The organism is Cupriavidus sp. 05T313 (genome assembly GCF_056396665.1).
Genome location: NZ_JBFTLX010000010.1, coordinates 64652 through 81788, shown reverse-complemented (window position 1 = coordinate 81788; position 17137 = coordinate 64652). Strand labels below are relative to the sequence as shown.

Annotated in this window: 14 protein-coding genes; 6 read left to right on the top strand and 8 right to left on the bottom strand. The window is 63.9% G+C overall.

The genetic code is table 11. The annotated features are described in order from the left end of the window. The first annotated feature begins 22 nt into the window (after window positions 1-22). The 4 genes from AC1DKD_RS04135 (at window position 23) to AC1DKD_RS04120 (ending at window position 4871) form a co-directional block, all read left to right on the top strand. Window positions 23-1495 (top strand): efflux transporter outer membrane subunit, encoded by a 1473-nt coding sequence (locus AC1DKD_RS04135; protein WP_477142966.1) that lies wholly within the window; start codon window positions 23-25, stop codon window positions 1493-1495. Window positions 1496-1546: 51 nt separating this feature from the next. Further along, window positions 1547-2830, top strand: a complete 1284-nt coding sequence (locus AC1DKD_RS04130; protein ID WP_441625995.1) for an HlyD family secretion protein — start codon at window positions 1547-1549, stop codon at window positions 2828-2830. A 119-nt stretch (window positions 2831-2949) separates the two neighbouring features. After that, a complete protein-coding gene (locus AC1DKD_RS04125; RefSeq protein WP_441625993.1) occupies window positions 2950-4512 on the top strand; it encodes a DHA2 family efflux MFS transporter permease subunit in 1563 nt (520 codons plus the stop codon). A gap of 95 nt (window positions 4513-4607) precedes the next feature. Next, window positions 4608-4871 carry a hypothetical protein gene (locus AC1DKD_RS04120; protein WP_441625991.1) on the top strand — a complete coding sequence of 88 codons (264 nt, stop codon included), beginning with the start codon at window positions 4608-4610 and terminating at the stop codon, window positions 4869-4871. An 84-nt stretch (window positions 4872-4955) separates the two neighbouring features. Here the strand turns inward: AC1DKD_RS04120 and AC1DKD_RS04115 are convergent, their stop codons facing one another. From AC1DKD_RS04115 to AC1DKD_RS04095, 5 genes are all read right to left on the bottom strand, one after another. After that, complete coding sequence (locus tag AC1DKD_RS04115) at window positions 4956-5201, bottom strand: hypothetical protein (protein ID WP_477142965.1); 246 nt, start codon at window positions 5199-5201, stop codon at window positions 4956-4958. Between the two features lie 281 nt (window positions 5202-5482). Then, window positions 5483-5878, bottom strand: coding sequence for a nuclear transport factor 2 family protein (locus AC1DKD_RS04110; RefSeq protein ID WP_045236895.1), 396 nt, complete (start codon window positions 5876-5878; stop codon window positions 5483-5485). Between the two features lie 238 nt (window positions 5879-6116). Further along, on the bottom strand, window positions 6117-7271 hold the full coding sequence (locus AC1DKD_RS04105) for a branched-chain amino acid ABC transporter substrate-binding protein (protein WP_441625987.1): 1155 nt from the start codon (window positions 7269-7271) through the stop codon (window positions 6117-6119). A 78-nt stretch (window positions 7272-7349) separates the two neighbouring features. Beyond that, window positions 7350-8582 (bottom strand): NAD(P)/FAD-dependent oxidoreductase, encoded by a 1233-nt coding sequence (locus tag AC1DKD_RS04100; protein WP_441625985.1) that lies wholly within the window; start codon window positions 8580-8582, stop codon window positions 7350-7352. Beyond that, complete coding sequence (locus AC1DKD_RS04095; RefSeq protein ID WP_441626078.1) at window positions 8582-9937, bottom strand: amino acid permease; 1356 nt, start codon at window positions 9935-9937, stop codon at window positions 8582-8584. Before AC1DKD_RS04095 ends, AC1DKD_RS04100 begins: the two co-directional genes overlap by 1 nt. A 380-nt stretch (window positions 9938-10317) precedes the next feature. On the opposite strand from AC1DKD_RS04095, the gene AC1DKD_RS04090 reads away from it, so the two are divergent. Then, complete coding sequence (locus AC1DKD_RS04090; RefSeq protein ID WP_477142964.1) at window positions 10318-11739, top strand: aminotransferase-like domain-containing protein; 1422 nt, start codon at window positions 10318-10320, stop codon at window positions 11737-11739. Window positions 11740-11788: 49 nt separating this feature from the next. Here the strand turns inward: AC1DKD_RS04090 and AC1DKD_RS04085 are convergent, their stop codons facing one another. Continuing rightward, window positions 11789-12508 carry a Coq4 family protein gene (locus tag AC1DKD_RS04085; RefSeq protein WP_441625981.1) on the bottom strand — a complete coding sequence of 240 codons (720 nt, stop codon included), beginning with the start codon at window positions 12506-12508 and terminating at the stop codon, window positions 11789-11791. 188 nt (window positions 12509-12696) lie between these two features. Between AC1DKD_RS04085 and AC1DKD_RS04080 the strand changes: the two genes are divergently transcribed. Continuing rightward, window positions 12697-13401 carry a Crp/Fnr family transcriptional regulator gene (locus AC1DKD_RS04080; protein WP_441625979.1) on the top strand — a complete coding sequence of 235 codons (705 nt, stop codon included), beginning with the start codon at window positions 12697-12699 and terminating at the stop codon, window positions 13399-13401. 45 nt (window positions 13402-13446) lie between these two features. On the opposite strand, the gene AC1DKD_RS04075 is transcribed toward AC1DKD_RS04080, so the two are convergent. After that, window positions 13447-15021 (bottom strand): methyl-accepting chemotaxis protein, encoded by a 1575-nt coding sequence (locus tag AC1DKD_RS04075; RefSeq protein WP_441625977.1) that lies wholly within the window; start codon window positions 15019-15021, stop codon window positions 13447-13449. A 70-nt stretch (window positions 15022-15091) separates the two neighbouring features. Continuing rightward, window positions 15092-16855, bottom strand: coding sequence for a sensor domain-containing protein (locus AC1DKD_RS04070; RefSeq protein ID WP_441625975.1), 1764 nt, complete (start codon window positions 16853-16855; stop codon window positions 15092-15094). Between the last annotated feature and the right edge of the window lie 282 nt (window positions 16856-17137).

Here is a 17137-nt window from a genome sequence, read left to right as displayed (position 1 = left end):
TATTTAACTGACAGGTCAGATAATGTACAATCAGATTACCTCCTCGACACGCCGCTTTGCCGGCCCCGCGCTCTCGGTGTTGATGGCGGCGGTCCTGGCCGGCTGCGCCAACTATGCCGGCATCCACAGCGACAAGCACATCGCCGAAGCCACTGCCTACGCCACCACGCAGAGCATCCCCGCCGAGCAAGGCCGCTGGCCTTCGGCGGACTGGACCGACCAGTTCGGCGATGCCCAGCTCATGACGCTGATCGGCGAAGCGCTGCAAGGCAGCCCGTCGCTGGAAAAGGCCCGGGCTCGCGTGGCGGCCGCCACGGCGCTCAGCGAGGGAGCCAATGCCAATACGCTGCCGCAGGTAGGCGCCGGCTATTCCTGGACGCGGCAACGTTTCTCGGAAAGCACGCTCGTGCCGCCCCCGTTCGCCGGGTCCTGGCAGTCGGAGAACAAGGCTGTCATCAACGCCTCTTATGAACTCGATCTGTGGGGCAAGAACCGCGAAGCCCTGAAGTCCGCCGTATCCGCGGTGCACGCCAGCGAGGCCGAGGCGGAACAGGTGAAGCTGACGCTAAGCAGCGCGATTGCCCGGGCCTACAACGAACTGGCCCGCCTCTACGCGCTGCACGACATTGCGCAGGACGAAGTGAAGCAGCGCCGTGGCGTGCTGCGCGTGACTAACGGGCGCGTGACCATGGGACTGGAGACCGAGGTCGAGAAGCGCACCGCCGAAGCCAACCTGGCCGCCAGCGAAGTCGCGCTCTCCTCGCTCGACGGCAATATCCAGCGCACGCGCTACCAACTGGGCGCGCTGCTCGGCCAGGGTCCGGACCGTGGCCTGGCGATCAGCCGCCCTGCCCTGGCCACCGGCGACGAAGTCCGCCTGCCCGACAACCTGCCGGCCGATCTGGTCTCGCGCCGTCCCGACATCGTCGCCGCTCGCTGGCGCGTCGATGCCACCCTGCATGACATCAAGGTGGCCAAGGCGGAGTTCTATCCGGACATCAACCTGTCCGCCGCGATCGGCCTCGACGCCTTTGGCTGGGGCCGCTTCCTGCGCGCTGCCAGCCGCACGGCCTCGGCCGGTCCCGCGATTCACCTGCCGATCTTCGATGGCGGCGCGCTGCGCGCGCAGCTCAAGGGCCGCTACGCCGATTTCGACTTTGCCGTCGCGAACTACAACGAGACCCTGGTGAACGCCCTGACCGATGTTGCGACCCAGCTCTCCGATATTCGCGCCTTCGACACGCAGATCGACAGCGCGCTGCGCAGCGACACCGCCGCGCAGCGCGCGCTGACCCTGGCTCTGGCGCAGTACAAGGCAGGCCTGACCAACCAGCTCACCGTTCTGAACGCGCAGACCAATGCACTCTCCAGCAGCCAGGCGGTAGCCAACCTGCGCATGAATCGCCGCGACCGGYAGATTGCCCTCGCCGCGGCGCTGGGTGGCGGCTACAYGGATGCCTCTGACTCAACCAGACAGGCGGCACAGTCCCGCTAACTCCGCTCTCAACGAAAACAAACACGAACGCGAAAACGAACAGGTGACACCATGAACGAAACGACCAAGACCGACCAGGCTACCGCCGAAGCCCAACCCGCCAAGTCCTCCACGCAAAACACCCGCAAGCGGCTGCTTGCCTTGCTCGGCCTGGCCAGCGCGCTCGCCGTGGCCGGCTACGGCGCCTACTACTACAGCGTGGCGCGCTTTCACGAGGAAACCGATGACGCCTATGTCAACGGCAACCTGGTCCAGCTCACGCCGCAAGTCATCGGCACGGTGATCGCGGTCAATGCCGACGATACGCAGATCGTGAAGGCCGGCGAGCCGGTGGTATCCCTCGACGCCGCCGATGCCAGGGTTGCGCTCGCCAGCGCCGAGGCCGCGCTGGGCCAGACCGTACGCCAGGTCAGCGCCCTTTATGTCAACAACAACGTGCTCGACGCCACGGTGCGGCAACGCCAGGCGGACCTCGCCCGCGCCAGGGACGACCTGCGCCGCCGTACCGAGGTGGGCGAAGCCGGCGCCGTAGCCGCCGAAGACGTGGCGCACGCCCGCGATGCGGTCAAGGCCGCCGAAGCCGCGCTTGATAGCGCTCGTCAGCAACTGGCCTCGAACCATGCGTTGACGGACCAGGCGTCCGTTGCCGACCACCCCGGCGTGCTCGCCTCCGCGGCCAAGGTGCGTGACGCGTATCTGGCCAATGCCCGCAACACGCTTCCCGCCCCGGTCACGGGATACGTGGCGCGGCGTTCGGTGCAGGTAGGCCAACGCGTTGCCCCCGGCACGCCGCTAATGGCCATCGTGCCGCTCGACGGCGTTTGGGTGGACGCCAATTTCAAGGAAGTCCAGCTCAAGCACATCCGCATGGGCCAGCCGGTCGAACTGCATGCCGACCTGTACGGCGGCAGCGTGACCTACCACGGCAAGGTGGTGGGCTTCTCGGCCGGCACCGGCAGCGCCTTCTCCGCGCTGCCCGCGCAGAACGCCACCGGCAACTGGATCAAGGTCGTGCAGCGCCTGCCCGTGCGTATCCTGCTCGATCCGGCGGAACTGCGCGCGCACCCGCTGCAGATCGGCCTGTCGATGCAGGTCGACGTGGCAACCCACACGGCCACCGGCTCGCAGCTCGCCACCGGCGGCGAAACGCCATATCGCACGACCTATCGCACCGATGTGTTCCAGCGCTATGGCGAAGAGGCCGACCGCGAGATCACGCGGATCATTGCACAGAACAGCAACGGCAAGTCCGGCACGGACGTGGCGAAGCTGCCGGCGCAGCGTACGGCGCAAGGCGCGAAGCCTCAGCCGCTCATGCAAGCGGCCGGGGCCTGAGCACCGCAATGCACCAGCCCTCTCTCGTCCATTTATCTGACATATCAGATTACTAGCCGGACCGCTGCCGCAGATCGTGCGGCGGCTGCCCCAGAGCGAATCTCTTTCGGAACGCCCCCATGCAATCCCCAGCCCAGACCCAGACCGCACCCGCCCCGCTCACCGGCGGCAAGCTCGTGCTGGGAAGCTTCGCCGTGGCCCTGGCCACCTTTATGAACGTGCTGGACTCGTCGATCGCCAACGTCGCGATCCCGACCATCTCCGGCAACCTCGGTGTGTCGATCGACGAAGGCACCTGGGTGATCACATTGTTCGCCGCGGCCAACGCCGTCGCGATTCCGTTGACGGGTTGGCTGACCCAGCGTGTGGGTCAGATCCGCCTGTTCGTCACCGCGATCCTCCTGTTCGTGCTGTCGTCCTGGCTGTGTGGCATTGCCCCCAACCTGACCGTGCTGCTCGCCGCGCGGATCCTGCAAGGCGCGGTGGCAGGACCTCTGATCCCGTTGTCGCAATCCATCCTGCTGGGCTCGTATCCCAAGGAGAAGAGCGCCATGGCGCTGGCGCTGTGGGCCATGACCGCCACCGTGGGCCCGATCGCCGGCCCCGCGCTGGGCGGCTGGATGACCGACAGCTACTCGTGGTCCTGGATCTTCTACATCAACGTGCCGGTCGGCCTGTTTGCCGCGGCCGTTACGTGGGCCGTCTACCGCGACCGCGAGACGCCGGCCCGCAAGCTGCCGATCGACCTGGTGGGCCTGGCCTCGCTGATTACCTGGGTCGCCTCGTTGCAGATCATGCTCGACAAAGGCAAGGACCTGGACTGGTTCAACTCCCCGGTCATCATCATCCTGGCCGTGGTGGCGCTGCTCAGTTTCCTCTTCTTCGTGATCTGGGAGTTGACCGAAGAGAATCCGATCATCGACCTGCGCCTGTTCAAGGGCCGCAACTTCCTGGCCGGCACCGTCGCCATCTCGGTTGCCTTCGCGGTCTTCTTTGCCAACCTGGTCGTGTTGCCGCAATGGATGCAACAGTACCTGGCCTACCCGGCCGTCAACGCCGGCCTGGCGACCGCACCGCTGGGGATCTTCGCCGTGCTGCTCACGCCGGTGCTGGGCAAGCTGATGCCCAAGGCGGAATTGCGCGTGCTCGCCACGCTCTCCTTCGTCGGCTTCGCGGCTGTCTTCTTCATGCGTTCCCACTACACCACCGGCGTGGATACCTTCACCCTGGTGCTGCCCACCCTGCTGCAAGGCATTCCGACCGCGCTCTTCTTCGTCCCGCTGACCGCGATCATCCTCTCGGGCCAGCCGCCAGAGAAGATTCCCGCCGCCGCCGGCCTGTCCAACTTCGCCCGCGTCTTCTGCGGGGCGGTAGGTACGTCGCTGGCCACGACCGGCTGGAACAACCGCGCCGTGCTGCACCACGCCCAACTGGCCGAGCAAGCCAGTCCGAACAACCCGCTGTACGGTGCCGCCCTCCAGTCGATCCAGTCGACACTGGGCTTCACGCCGGGCCAGGCCGTCGCGTATTTCGAGCGCAGCCTGAACACGCAAGCCATCATGCTGGGCCTGAACGACATCTTCTGGATCTCGGGTGTGATCTTCATCATGATCGTGCCGCTGATCTGGCTAACCAAGCCGGTCAAGGGCCAGGTATCGGAGGCCGCCGCGGCCGCGCACTGAAGCGTCCGTTTCGCATGAGGTCAATCTGACTTTGCGCGTCGCAAGGACGGATTGCCTCCCAGCAAGGACCATCCACTGATAAGCCGGAGCCATCGATGATGCAACGCACTTTCCGCATTGCCGCCGGCAAGCGAATCGGCCGTGCGTCGTACCGCCTTGCCGCCGCTAGCTGGCGCAGCGCGTCCTTCCTGTTGGTGATGGCAACGCAAACGATGACCGCTTCGATGGTCGGCGCCCTGCTGCTGATGACACTGGCGTGCTCGTTGTACGCCATCGGAATGGGACTGGGACATGTGGGCGGCGTCCTGCGCTACTCGCGCTCCTCCCCGCTCGTCGCGGCCGTCAATGAAAGCCCTTAACGCCAGGACTTGCGCGTCTTTCGACGCCAGGACACATGCGAGGCCAGCCAACCGCGGCGAGCCGCGCAGGCACGCTACAAGCGCCTAGGCCTTCGGTGGACGCCCGGTCTTGACGGCTTCGACTTTCGAGACCGCAGCCAGCAATTGCTTTGGCGACGTCGCGGCAAGAAGCAGCAAGCCTGCTCGCAGAAGCTCGCTCTTCTTGATGTGCACACCCGCATCGAGGCATCGCTGCTTGAGTTCATCGATTCTTGCGTAGTCGGACTTTGGCATCGTGAAGCTGTCACGCAGCACCTTTTCCTTCTTGGCACCCGGCGCCTTTTTCGGCACGGCCGAGCCGGCGCGAGCTAGTGGCCACGTCCGCGCTCTTCGGAAAATGAAATGCCTTTTTCGTGGGCGGCTTGATGATCGGTGAGTTCACGGCAGATTTGAATGAAAAACGGAATAAACAGTATATACCGTTTATCGGCGACTTCCCGCGCCGCGCCGGTTCGAGTTCGCCGGTGCGGTGCAGCCGGTGCCCCGGCGACCAGGCTCGGATGCACGCGTCGGTGGACCAGCTAGCATCCGGGTTCTGCCTGCGGAAGGTCACAAGCCGCACCCGCCGCCGCTTATCTGGTTTTTTCTTGCGGCGCTGCGCTGAACGTCTTGTTGGAAATCTTCCACACGCCGTCGATCTCCAGCAGCGTCATGTAGTCCGTGAATGTCACTTCCGGATATTGCAGTACAACCTTGGCGCTGCCGGCATTGCCGACGACGTCGAAATGCGTGATGAAGCGTTTGCGCTGAGCTTCATCAGGTGCGGGTTGGCCCTGAAAGCGAGCGGAGAATTCATCGACGCTCAGGGAGTGCAGCACGCCATCGCGAAACGAGACAATCCTCGCGTCCGGATGGAAAGCCAGGCGCATATATTCGGCCTTGCCGGTGATATGGGCTTTCAGGTAGTTCTCGATCGGCTCGAGAGCCGGTACATGTGGTGACGTCAGGCCTGCTTCACAAAATGTCATATTGTCCTCCGAACCCATGATCAGCTTGGGCCGATGCCCGCGCCGCGCTCTTTACTGCGGTTGATTGTATTCTATTTTTGCATACAAAAACAACGGCGATGGCGCCTCTTTTATTGGCTGGCGGCTCTTGGCAGCAAGCGTGGGAAACGGACCGTCAAATAAAGGCATTTGCCCGCTCCATCCCACCTTGACGCTATCGGGACTCTCTTCCCCGCCGCCGGTCCGGGACCAGGCGCGGTCAGTTCCCGCCTTCGCCGCCCAGCGTCCTGACGCTCTTCCACTGCCCCTGCCGGACTTCGAACAGCGTATAGGGCGGCTTGATCAGGTCACCGTAGGGATCGAATGCGATCTTGCCGGTGACGCCAGTCACAGTCACCTTCGCCAGGCTGTCGACGATCTTCTTCCGGTCGAGCGAGTTGGCATCGTGGATCGCCTTGATCATCGCGAGCGCCGCGTCGTAGGCAAACGGCGCGTACAGTTCGACATCCTGGTTGAAGCGCGCCTTGTAGCGCTTGCCGAACTCCTGCGCCGCGGGCAGCTTGTCCAGCGCGGGTCCGGGCTCCAGGTCCTGCGTGCCCTCGCCGGCCGTGCCGGCGATCTGCAGGAAGGCATTGCTCTTGAGCGCGCCGGCGCCGAACAATTGCGCCTGCATGCCCAGCGAGCGCATCTGCTTGACCACCATCGCGCCTTGCGCATCCAGGCCGCCGAAGAAGATCACGTCGACATTCCGGCCCTTGAGCGTGGTCAGGATCGGGCGGAAATCGACGGCCTTGTCGCTGGTGAACTCGCGGCGGACGATGCTGCCCTTGGCTTCCTTCACGCCCCTCTCGAAGGCATCCGCGAGGCCTTGTCCGAAGGCCGTGCTGTCATCGATGATGCCGATCCGCCGGGCCTTGACCTGTTCGACCACGAAACGCCCGGCAACGACGCCGCCCACGCCGTCATGCCCCATCGTGCGGAACACATTCCTGAAGCCTTGCTTGGTCAGTTGCGGATTGGTCGAGCCGGGCGTGATCATGGCGATACTGGCCTGGTGATACACCGCCGATGCGGGGATGCTGCATCCCGAGTTGTAGTGGCCGATCACACCGACGACGCCGTCGTCGTCCAGTTTCTGCGCAACCTGCATGGCCACGCGCGGGTCCGCCTGGTCGTCCTGCACATCCAGCACGAACTTGACCGGCGCGCCGCCGACCGTCGGGCTCCTGGCGTTCTCCTCGTCGAGCGCCAGTTGCGCGCCATACTGCAGATCCTTGCCGACCCGCGCGACCGAGCCGGTCAGCGGCGCGACAAAACCGATTTTCACGACCTTGGGCTCGGCGGCCCGGGTCAGCGGCGCTTGCGCGGACAGTGCGCAAACTGCCAGGCTCAACAGACAATGGCGGCGATTCATGATGCGCTCCTTGCGAGATATGGTGTCGCGCCTGGGGATAAGCGACCGGCCGATGCGCGACATGTCGGAGTCGTATGGCTAGAAACGGGTTGCCGCATACGGCGCAAGATCGAGCACGGGGCTGCGCCGCGCGACCAGGTCCGCGACCACGCGGCCGCTGATGCCCGCCAGCGTCAGGCCCAGGTGCTGGTGGCCGAATGCGTAGATCACGCGGTCGCTGGCGCGTGAATGCCCCAGCACCGGCACGCCATCGGGCAGCGTCGGGCGAAAGCCCAGCCAGCTGCTGTCCGGCTCCCTGAGCGCGGGCAAGGCGCGCCGCGAGGAAAATGTCAGCAGGTCCAGCAGCGAGCGACTACGCGTGTCGCTGAATCCGCCCAGTTCGACCGTGCCCGCCACCCGGATACCGTCGCGCATCGGTGTCATGTAGAAGCCGCGTTCGGCCCAGCCGACCGGCCGCGAGATCAGTTGCGCCGCGCCGGCATAGCGCACGTGATAGCCGCGCTCCGTATCGAGCGGCACCCTGTCGCCGCACTGCTTTGCGAACTTCGCCGAACGCGCGCCGGTGGCGATCACCACATGATCGTAGCCACGCTGCGCCATGCCTTCGGCAACCACCGTCACGCCGCCCGCCGTGGGTTGCACGGCGCTTACCCCGGCATGTTCGAGTTTCAATCCGCGCGCGGCCAATTGCGCGTGGAGCGCCAGCAGGAAGGCATGCGGATCGGAGAAGTGCCAGCTGTCGCTGAAGAGAACGCCGCGCTCGAAGATCGGCGCAAGCGCGGGTTCGAGCTGTTGGATATCTCCCGCGCCGACAACGTCGAATTTCACGCCAAGTTTGCGCCGCAGATCCAGCGCGGGCCGTGCCCCGTCAAACGACGATGCACTGGAGTAGAGGTACAGGCATTCCCGCGCCCGCACGAATTGCGCAAGGCCGGGATCGGCCAGCAGCGGCGCATATCCGTCCTGCGCATGACTCAGCAAAGCGGCCAGGGCGCCGGCGCTGGCCTCATAGCGGCGCGGCAGCGAACTCATCATGAAGCGGCCGAGCCAGGGCGCGAGCTGCGGCAGGTAGCCCCAGCGCAGCCGGAGCGGGCTCTGGCTCGACAGCAGGAAGCGCGGCAGGTCCCGGAACACGGATGGGTTGTTCACGGGAATGCACCCATAGTGCGCGAACGTGCCCGCGTTGCCGTACGACGCGCCTTGCCCCACACCGGACGGGTCGAACAGKGTCACGTCGTGCCCGTCGCGCATCAGCCAGGCGGCGCTGGCAAGCCCGATGAAGCCGGCGCCGATGATGGCGACTTTCGCCATTACTTTCTCCCTTGCAGTATGGGCACACCGATGGCCGAACGGTAGCCGGTTGCCGTCGCGTCGTCGGTGCGGCGCTTCGCACACAGCCAGTAGGCCGCCAGCGCAACCGCAAGACTCGCGACGCTGGCCAGCAGTTGCGGCCGCAGCTCCGCATCGGCGGCCATCGCCAGCAGCACGCCGGCGATGGCCGCTACCACAGCGTACGACAACCACGGGAACAGCCACATCTTGAGCGTCAGGCGCTGGGGCGCGGCGGCCTCGATGCGCCTGCGCAGGCGTATCTGCGAGACCGCGATCGCCAGGTAGACGAAGAGCATGATCGCACCCGACGCATTGACGAGATAGAGGAACACGCCTTGCGGCGAGACAATGGCCGCGACGATGGCAACATAGCCGACCATGCTGCTCAGCAGCACGCCCAGGCGCGGTACCTTGTGCGCCGAAAGCTTCAGCAGGCGGCCCGGCGCATCGCCGCGCTCGGCCAGGCGGAACAGGATGCGCGACGACACATACAGCCCGGAATTCAGCGCCGACAGCACGGCGACCAGCACGATCGCGTTCATGATGTCCGCGGCGCCGGGCACGTGCATCGTTTCCAGCGCGGCGACGAAGGGCGAATAGCCGACCTTGATCTGCGCCCACGGCACGATGCAGGCAATGACGAACATCGAGCCAACGTAGAACGTGATCACGCGCAGGATCACGGAGCGCGTCATCGCCGCAACGCTCTTGCCGGGGTCGTCGGATTCGGCGGCGGCAATGGTTGCGATTTCCGCGCCACCCACGGCGAAGATCACGGTCGGCACCCCGGCAAAGATCGACATGGCGCCGAAGGGCAGGAAGCCGCGGTCGCCGGTCAGGTGCGCGGCCGTTTCGTGCCACGACGAAAAGCCAAGCAGATAGCCCGCGCCGATCGCGATAAACACGATGATCGCCGCTACCTTGATCGATGCGAACCAGTACTCGAACTCGCCATATGACTTCACCGACATCAGGTTGATGACGGTCATCACCGACAGCAGCACGAGGCCGATCGCCCACACCGGCGCGGGTATCCAGCGCTGCAGGATGGCGGCGCCGGCCACCGCCTCCACGGCGACCACGATGACCCAGAAATACCAGTACAGCCAGCCATTGGTGAAGCCGGCCCAGTTGCCCAGCCCGAGGCGCGTGTATTCGGTGAACGAACCGATGCCGGGGTTGGCGAGCGCCATTTCGCCAAGCATCCGCATGACGAACAGCACGACGATGCCGGCCAGCAGGTAGCTCAGGCATGCCGCCGGCCCCATCGCGCTGATCGTGGCGCTGCTGCCGACGAACAGCCCCGCGCCGATGATGCCGCCGAGCGAAATCATCGTCACATGCCGCTGCCGCAGGGACTTGCCAAGGTCGGCCGGGGCCGGGGGGTTGGATGGGGCCGGCGTCGGGCGTGCCGGTCGCGATAATGCTTGATCTGCCACGGGTGTCTCCTCCTGTAATACAGTTCGGGTCGTGCTGCCGGACTGAGGGCATACAAACGACACAAATATCGTCACACAAAACTTTTTTGAGTGCAATTTGTTTGTCTTTGTGTGGACGTCGGTATTTTCCCTGAGCCCAGTGGAATTGTTGCGTGGAAAGCCTGCCGCTGGCCGGATAGCGACGCGACAGGTTAATATGTGGCTAGCGAGTGGATCTGACTCTCCGCGCGGCGCGACCGCAAGCCAAAGGGTATTTGTATGGAGATCAAAACGGGATGAATACTGAGACACACCACACAAACGACGGCGACGATCTCCAGACAAAAGTACGTCAGGCGCCATACCTGGAAGTCTCGCGTGCGCTGGAAGAGAAGGTGCGCAGCGGCGTCTACCCCACTGGCAGCCGGCTGCCCGCCCAGCGCGACCTGGCCGTGGAGCTGGGCATCAATGTCTCGACCGTATCGCGGGCCTACAAGGAATTGCMGGCCCGCGGTCTGATCGTGGCCAGCAAGCGGCGCGGGTCCATCGTCACCGGGGGTGCGATGCCGTCCGTCCAGGCCAGGCCGGCGCGCAGCGCGACCGGCGAAGCGTCGAATACCGTCATCGACCTCACGGTCAACCGGCCGGCAACGGGCGAGTTCCTGGCGCAGCTTGCGCGGACGATGGGCGCCGTCCCGCGCGATCCGCGCTATCCGGAAACGCAGGAGTACCAGCCGCCGCAGGGACCGGACTGGGCGCGCGCCGCCGGCGCGCGATGGATGGCGGCGCCGGGTTTCACGCCCGCGCCGGAGAACGTGGTCGTTACCAGTGGCGCGCAGCATGGTCTCTACGCGGTGCTGAGCAGCCTGATGGGCCACGACGGCGTGATCCTCTCCGACCAGCTCACCTACTACGGGCTGAAGGCGCTCGCACCGGTGTTCCAGTTTGAACTCGTCGGCATTCCCAGCGACGACGAAGGCCTGTTGCCCGAGCAACTCGAAGATGCGTGCCGGCGCCTGCGCGTCAAGGCCATCTTCACCGTGCCCAACCTGCAGAACCCAACGGTAGTGACGATGAGCCTGGCGCGGCGCGCGGCGCTGGTCGACATTGCGCGCCGGCACCACATCGCCATCATCGAGGACGATGTCTACGGCCCGCTGTTGCGCACGCGCCTGCCCACGATTGCCAGCCTGTGTCCGGAGCTGACCTTCCATGTCACGTCGACATCGAAGGTCCTCGCGCCGGGACTGCGGGTGGGCTATGTGCTGACGCCGCCCAACGGCGCCGCGCTGGCGGCCGAAGCGGTGCGTACCACGGCGTGGATGCCCGCGCCGCTATCGACGCTGATCGCCACGCGCTGGATCGAGGACGGCACGGCGCAGTGCATTCTCGATGCCCAGCGCGCGGAGCTCGCGGTGCGGCAGGAGCTTGCGCGCGAACTGTTGCCCAAGGCGCATCTGAAGAGCGATCCGGCCTGCATGTTCGTCTGGCTGCGCGTGCCGGCGCCGTGGCGCTCGGACGACTTCGCGGCGAATGCGCTGGCGCGCGGCGTCAACACCATGCCGGCCTCGGCATTCGCTGTGGACCGCTCAACCAGCGAGCACGGCGTGCGGATCAACCTCGCCTGCGCCGCCTCGCGCGATCAGTTGGTGAGCGCATTGCGGATCGTGGCGCAGACGCTGCGCGACCGGCCGCGCGCGCTGTTCGGAACCATCTGAGGCTGGCCGCCCGGCATGGCGCGGCCCTTGGCCGGTCCCACCGGCCCGGTCAGGCCCATTGCTTCTCGGGACAATCCAGGTACGCAATGGGCTCGGCGATGCCGAGCCGTGCGCGCGCCGCGTCGAGCGGCTCGTGCAAGAGCGCCTCATAATCCTCGCCGAGCAGCCACGTTGCCTTGCGGCCGTTGCGATACCCCTCGATCACGGCACGCGCATAGGCGGTGGTGCCAGTCTTGCGCAGGCTCTTCAGCGCGGCGGCTGCCGCAATGAACGCCCAGCCAAGGCCGCCGGTCTGCGCGTAGCTGAACGCCACCAGCGCCGCCTCGCCCAGGTTCTCGTCGGCCTTGTAGCCGGTCAGCGCATGCCAGATGTCGTGAACGTCGCGGGTTCGCCTGGCGCTCCAGGCGTAGGGACTCTCGATGAGCGGCTCCCGGTTGATGTTCGAGACTTCGGCGAGGCCGGCGGCGCTGTATCCCGTTTCCTCGAGAAACGCGCGGTAGGCAGCGCCGAGCGTGCCCGGCGCGAAGCTCGCGATAAACGCCGGATCGGAGAACCGCTCCGCCAGCTCGACGCGCCGATAGGCCTGCTTGCGCCCCTGCGGCGTCTTCATGAGCCGGTCGAAATTCTTCGCCGCGGCGGGCCCGTTGAGCGCGCGCATGATGAGGAACACCTGCGTCGTATCGTCGCCGTTCGCGAGCAGCTTGCGGATCGCGCGAAATGCGGCGGGTAAATCACGCTTGTAGAGATCGGGGGCGGTCTGGGTGGCCATTGCCTCGTTCCTGTTGATGACGTCATTGCCGGGACCGCGACGCCGCCAGCCGCTGACGTTGCGGTTTTCATGCTTGCGCCCTCGTTTACGAGGGTTTTCATCTAGGGGTCGTCACGACAAGTGAGGATCTTTGCCGGAAATGGCCGAATACAATGTCGTCTTCCTGACATAAAGCCAAGAATGTCGCTGTGTCAAAGCCATTTACCATCGACGACCGCCTGGCCGCCCTGAAATCCAGTGCCTGGTTTGCAGGCCTGACTGCCGGGCTTCAAGGGTGGATCGCCGAGCATTCACGGGTCAGGGCCCTGGCCGCCGGCGAGCCCCTGTTCCGCCGCGGCGATGCGCCGGACGGCCTCTACTTCGTGGTGGATGGCGCGGTCCGGATGACAAGAACCTCCGAGCAGGGCAAGGAGGCGCTGCTTGCCTTTGCCGAGGCGCCGCAATGGTTCGGGGAAATTTCCCTGTTCGACGGCTTGCCGCGCACCCACGATGCTTGGGTGCAAAGCGATGCGTTGCTGCTGCACACACCCCAGTCGGATCTGCTTCACTTTCTTGCGCAAAACCCATCGCACTGGAGAGCGTTCGGGCTCCTGCTCACACAAAAGCTGAGACTGACGCTAAACGCCATCGAAGCGTCGGCATTGCTGCCGGCGCCGGTCAGGCTGGCCCACCGGCTCCTGGCCATAGCCGGCGGCTACGGCGAGCGGCATGGCCGCAGCAAGCGGGTCATCCACGTGCAGCAGGAGGAACTCGGGCTGATGCTCTCCGTCTCCCGGCAGACGGTGAACCAGATCCTCAAGGATCTCGAACTGCGGGGCGTGTTGCACCGCACGCGAGGCGCGATCGAGATCCTGGATATCGAGCAGTTGCGCGCGTTTGCGAATGCGGGCTAATGTCCCGGGCCTGGAACACTGAGCGCCCGATCCCTGCGCGGCAGCTCATTCGGTCAGCATGAATACATTGACGCAGTCCTCCAGATGCTGCGCCTGCTGACCCAACCTGGATGCTGACTCCGCGGCCTGCTCGACGAGACCCGCATTTCGTTGCGTCAGCTGCGCCACTTGCCCTACCGCCAGATCAATATGCCCGATCTCCTGGCTCTGCTCCCTGCTGGCGCTGGCGATGATCGACACAGAGTCCATCAGCGCCCTCACCTTCTCTTCGACGCCCGCCATCGCCCCGCCTGCGCATACGGCCACTGCCCCGGCCTGGGATATGGCTTGATTTGAATCGTCGATCAGGAGCTTGATCTCCTTGGCTGCGCTTGCCGTCCTGGTCGACAAGCCTCGAACCTCGGTAGCCACGACAGAGAAACTCCTGCCGCTTTCGCCAGCCCTGGCGGCTTCGACGGCGGCGTTCAGCGCAAGAATGTTCGTTTGAAACGCAATGCCGTCAATCATCGACGTGATTTCAGCGATCTTCCTGGACTGACGGTCCAGGTCGCCCATGAGGTTCGCCAGCTTGCGAACATCGCTTGCCGCAGACATCGCCGCGCTGGAAGCCGCCTGTGCCGCCTCGTTGACGTGTTCCGCGCCCAATGCGTTCCGCCGCGCCGTTTCAGTGATCTGGGACAGGCTTCCTGTCGTTTCTTCGATTGAACTCGCCGTTTCCTCATTGCGCCGGGAGAGATCCGCATTGCCGCGCTCCTGGTTTGCCGCCGCCACCCGGATGGTATCGACGGCCACCCTCGCGTCCAGCAAGACGCCTACCAGCTTGGCGTTCATCTGGTTCAATACGCGTCCCAGCATCTTTGCCTGAACGTCGCCGCGCTCCGGGAACCGGGCCTGTACCTGCCCCGAAGAAACGGCAAAGGCCGTCTCATTCAGCCTCTTGAGTGGCTCCAGCACCTGCCGCGAAAGATAGAACGCCGCCCCGAGGCCAATCACCACGCCGGATGCGGTGAGCATCCATATCCCTTCCACGAAGATGCCAGCCTCCGCTTTCAGGAGGCTGACGCCGATGGCTTGTGCCAACAGAATGCCTACGAGCACAAGCATGACGGCCCAGAGGCGGATGCCGACAGGCAGTCCCAGAATCCGGCTCGAGAGGCCAGCGATTCCTACGCGCTTGACTTCACCATGATGCAACCGGAAACGCTTGTCCTCCCCCTCCCGAATCCGCCGGTAGAGCTCGGTTGCGGTTGCCACCTGCTCCCTGGAAGGCTTGGTCCGCACTGACATATAGCCGACCTTCTGCCCCGATTTGAAGACGGGCGTGACATTTGCGACCACCCAATAGAACCCGCCGTCCCTGCGCCGGTTCTTGACGACCCCTGTCCACGGACGGTCATCCTGCAGCGTTGCCCACATATCCTCGAACGCCTTCGCCGGCATGTCCGGATGGCGGACGATGTTCTGCGGCTCGCCGATGATTTCAGCCCTGGAGAATCCGCTGCTCCTGACAAACGCTTCGTTAGCATAGGTAATGCGGCTGAAAATATCCGTGCGCGTAATGATGACCTCACCATCCGGCAGCACGTACTCTTCATTTTTGACTGGAAAATTCCCGCGCATTCCGTTTCCCCGACAAGTATCCCGTTGCATAAAAAATACGCAGAAATAAGATCATGTTTTTTGACACTTCTTACTTCTCCTTTCCAGTGCCGCCTCTCGTCCAGTCTGCTTCCCTTCCATATGAATTCATATAGTTAATCAGATCTCCTATCGGCATAGGACGGGCAATCAGGAATCCTTGTATAAGACGACAGCCTTCTTCCTCCAGGAATTCCAGTTCACTTGAAGTTTCGACACCCTCGGCTATCACGCCAACGCCGAAATTCGAGGCGAGCATCATGATTGCCCGGATTATCTTTTTTGAATTCTCGCTTCGTCCGCTTTTCTCAATGAATGAGCGCGCGATCTTCAGTGAGCTTACGGGAAGGGTACTTAGGTAGCCGAGATTCGAGTACCCCGTTCCGAAGTCATCGATCACGATCTCGACGCCGGCGTTCGCGAGCGCCTCCAGCGCGGAGGTGGAAGACTCCCCCTGTGGGATGAGCGCACTTTCTGTAATCTCGACCTTCAGCGAGGTCGGCGCAAGCGCGCTCCTGCGCAGCGCCGCTTCGACCTTGCCCGCAAATCCGGAAGCATGCAGCTCTTCGGCCGGGACATTTACCGCCACGGTCAGGGACACGCCAAGTTCCGCGTTGGCGCGAGCGATATCGGAGGATGCTTTCTCGAGAACGAAGTCCGTGAGCTTGTGGCCGAGCCCCAGGTCACAGACCACCGGGAGAAACTCGGCAGGCATGATCGTACCCAGGGTCTGGGAATTCCACCTGACGAGGGCTTCCACCCCGACTACCTTCCTGGTCTTCAGATCAAAGACCGGCTGGTAGGCAACCCACAGTTCCCTGGCGCCAAAGGCATGCCGCATCGCCTGGTAGATCTGGTGATATCGCTCGGCATTCTTTCTTAGCGCAGGGGAGTAGTGCTTCGCCCTGCCGCGCCCTTCACGCTTGGCCTCATACAGCGAAATGTCGGCCTGCTTGAAGAGCGCCTTGCTATCGCCGCCGTCGTCGGGAAACCGGCTTACGCCAATGCTGGCGCCTACATAGAGCGGCGTTCCGGATACCACGATCGGAACCTCGACCGTGGCGCAAATGCGCTGGAGAATCGACTCCCTGTCGGTATCCGTCAGCGGGCCGGCAAGAGCCACCGTGAATTCATCGCCCCCGAGCCTCGCAACGATATCGCCAAGCCGGGTGGCATCGACCAGGCGCTCCGCCACCTTGATCAGGACCTGGTCCCCGATGTCATGCCCCAACGCGTCATTGATGCCTTTGAAGCGGTCAAGGTCGATCAGCAGGAGCGTGACCCCGTTGCAGCGTTCGCTGCTGGCTGAGATCAGTACGTCAAGCTGCTCGAAGAAAGAAACCCTGTTGTATAGCTTCGTCAAATCGTCGAAGCACGCCAGCTCTCGCAGTCTGCGCTCGGATTCCAGGCGCGAGGTGACGTCCCTTCCCGCCGAGATGAAGTGGGTAATCGCGCCGTTCAGATCGCGAAGCGGCGTGATGACCTTCTCCTCGGAGAAGAGCACGCCATCTATTCTTCTGTTTACAAAAATCCCTTTGAATGTCTCACCCGCGCCTAGAATCGCCCATAGTCTCTCGTAGAATGCCTCCGCCATCTTCCCCGACTTCACTATGCCGGGCGTATTGCCAAGCGCCATCGAACGGTCATAACCCGTCTGGGCTTCGAACGCCTTGTTGACGTAGGTGATTTTTCCCATCGAGTCCGTAATGACGATGGAATCGGCCACTTGCTCCATCGCAAATGCGTACAAGGACAAATTGTCCACACCCCATGTTGACTCGATTCGCTCCACCGCATCGCCGCACAAATCGACCATCCTGTTGCACCCCCCGTAAAGCCCGCGTCGCCGTGACGACGACGCCTGCACCCGAAAGCCCCGACAATTGAGGCCTATTTTTTTACCGGATGCGCCGGGTATGAGCGAGTCACGAACGGACCAGGGGTAGCATAACCCCGCAACTAATTCAGCAGCCTCTGGCCCTATGCAGCCGACTCTTGGGTCGATTTGCATGTTCTCTACACACTTCGATTTACAACGCTATCGTAAAGACGATCCTTTTTTGACGTAGGTCATCCCGGCGCGCCCCAAGTATGGCGT

What these genes read in the sequence shown, in the direction of transcription:
- AC1DKD_RS04070 (WP_441625975.1), bottom strand. Translation starts at nt 16,855, where the DNA reads ATGGTCGATTTGTGCGGCGATGCGGTGGAGCGAATCGAGTCAACATGG.
- AC1DKD_RS04085 (WP_441625981.1), bottom strand. Translation starts at nt 12,508, where the DNA reads ATGGCCACCCAGACCGCCCCCGATCTCTACAAGCGTGATTTACCCGCC.
- AC1DKD_RS04125 (WP_441625993.1), top strand. Translation starts at nt 2,950, where the DNA reads ATGCAATCCCCAGCCCAGACCCAGACCGCACCCGCCCCGCTCACCGGC.
- AC1DKD_RS04075 (WP_441625977.1), bottom strand. Translation starts at nt 15,021, where the DNA reads ATGCGCGGGAATTTTCCAGTCAAAAATGAAGAGTACGTGCTGCCGGAT.
- AC1DKD_RS04105 (WP_441625987.1), bottom strand. Translation starts at nt 7,271, where the DNA reads ATGAATCGCCGCCATTGTCTGTTGAGCCTGGCAGTTTGCGCACTGTCC.
- AC1DKD_RS04095 (WP_441626078.1), bottom strand. Translation starts at nt 9,937, where the DNA reads ATGATTTCGCTCGGCGGCATCATCGGCGCGGGGCTGTTCGTCGGCAGC.
- AC1DKD_RS04130 (WP_441625995.1), top strand. Translation starts at nt 1,547, where the DNA reads ATGAACGAAACGACCAAGACCGACCAGGCTACCGCCGAAGCCCAACCC.
- AC1DKD_RS04110 (WP_045236895.1), bottom strand. Translation starts at nt 5,878, where the DNA reads ATGACATTTTGTGAAGCAGGCCTGACGTCACCACATGTACCGGCTCTC.
- AC1DKD_RS04120 (WP_441625991.1), top strand. Translation starts at nt 4,608, where the DNA reads ATGATGCAACGCACTTTCCGCATTGCCGCCGGCAAGCGAATCGGCCGT.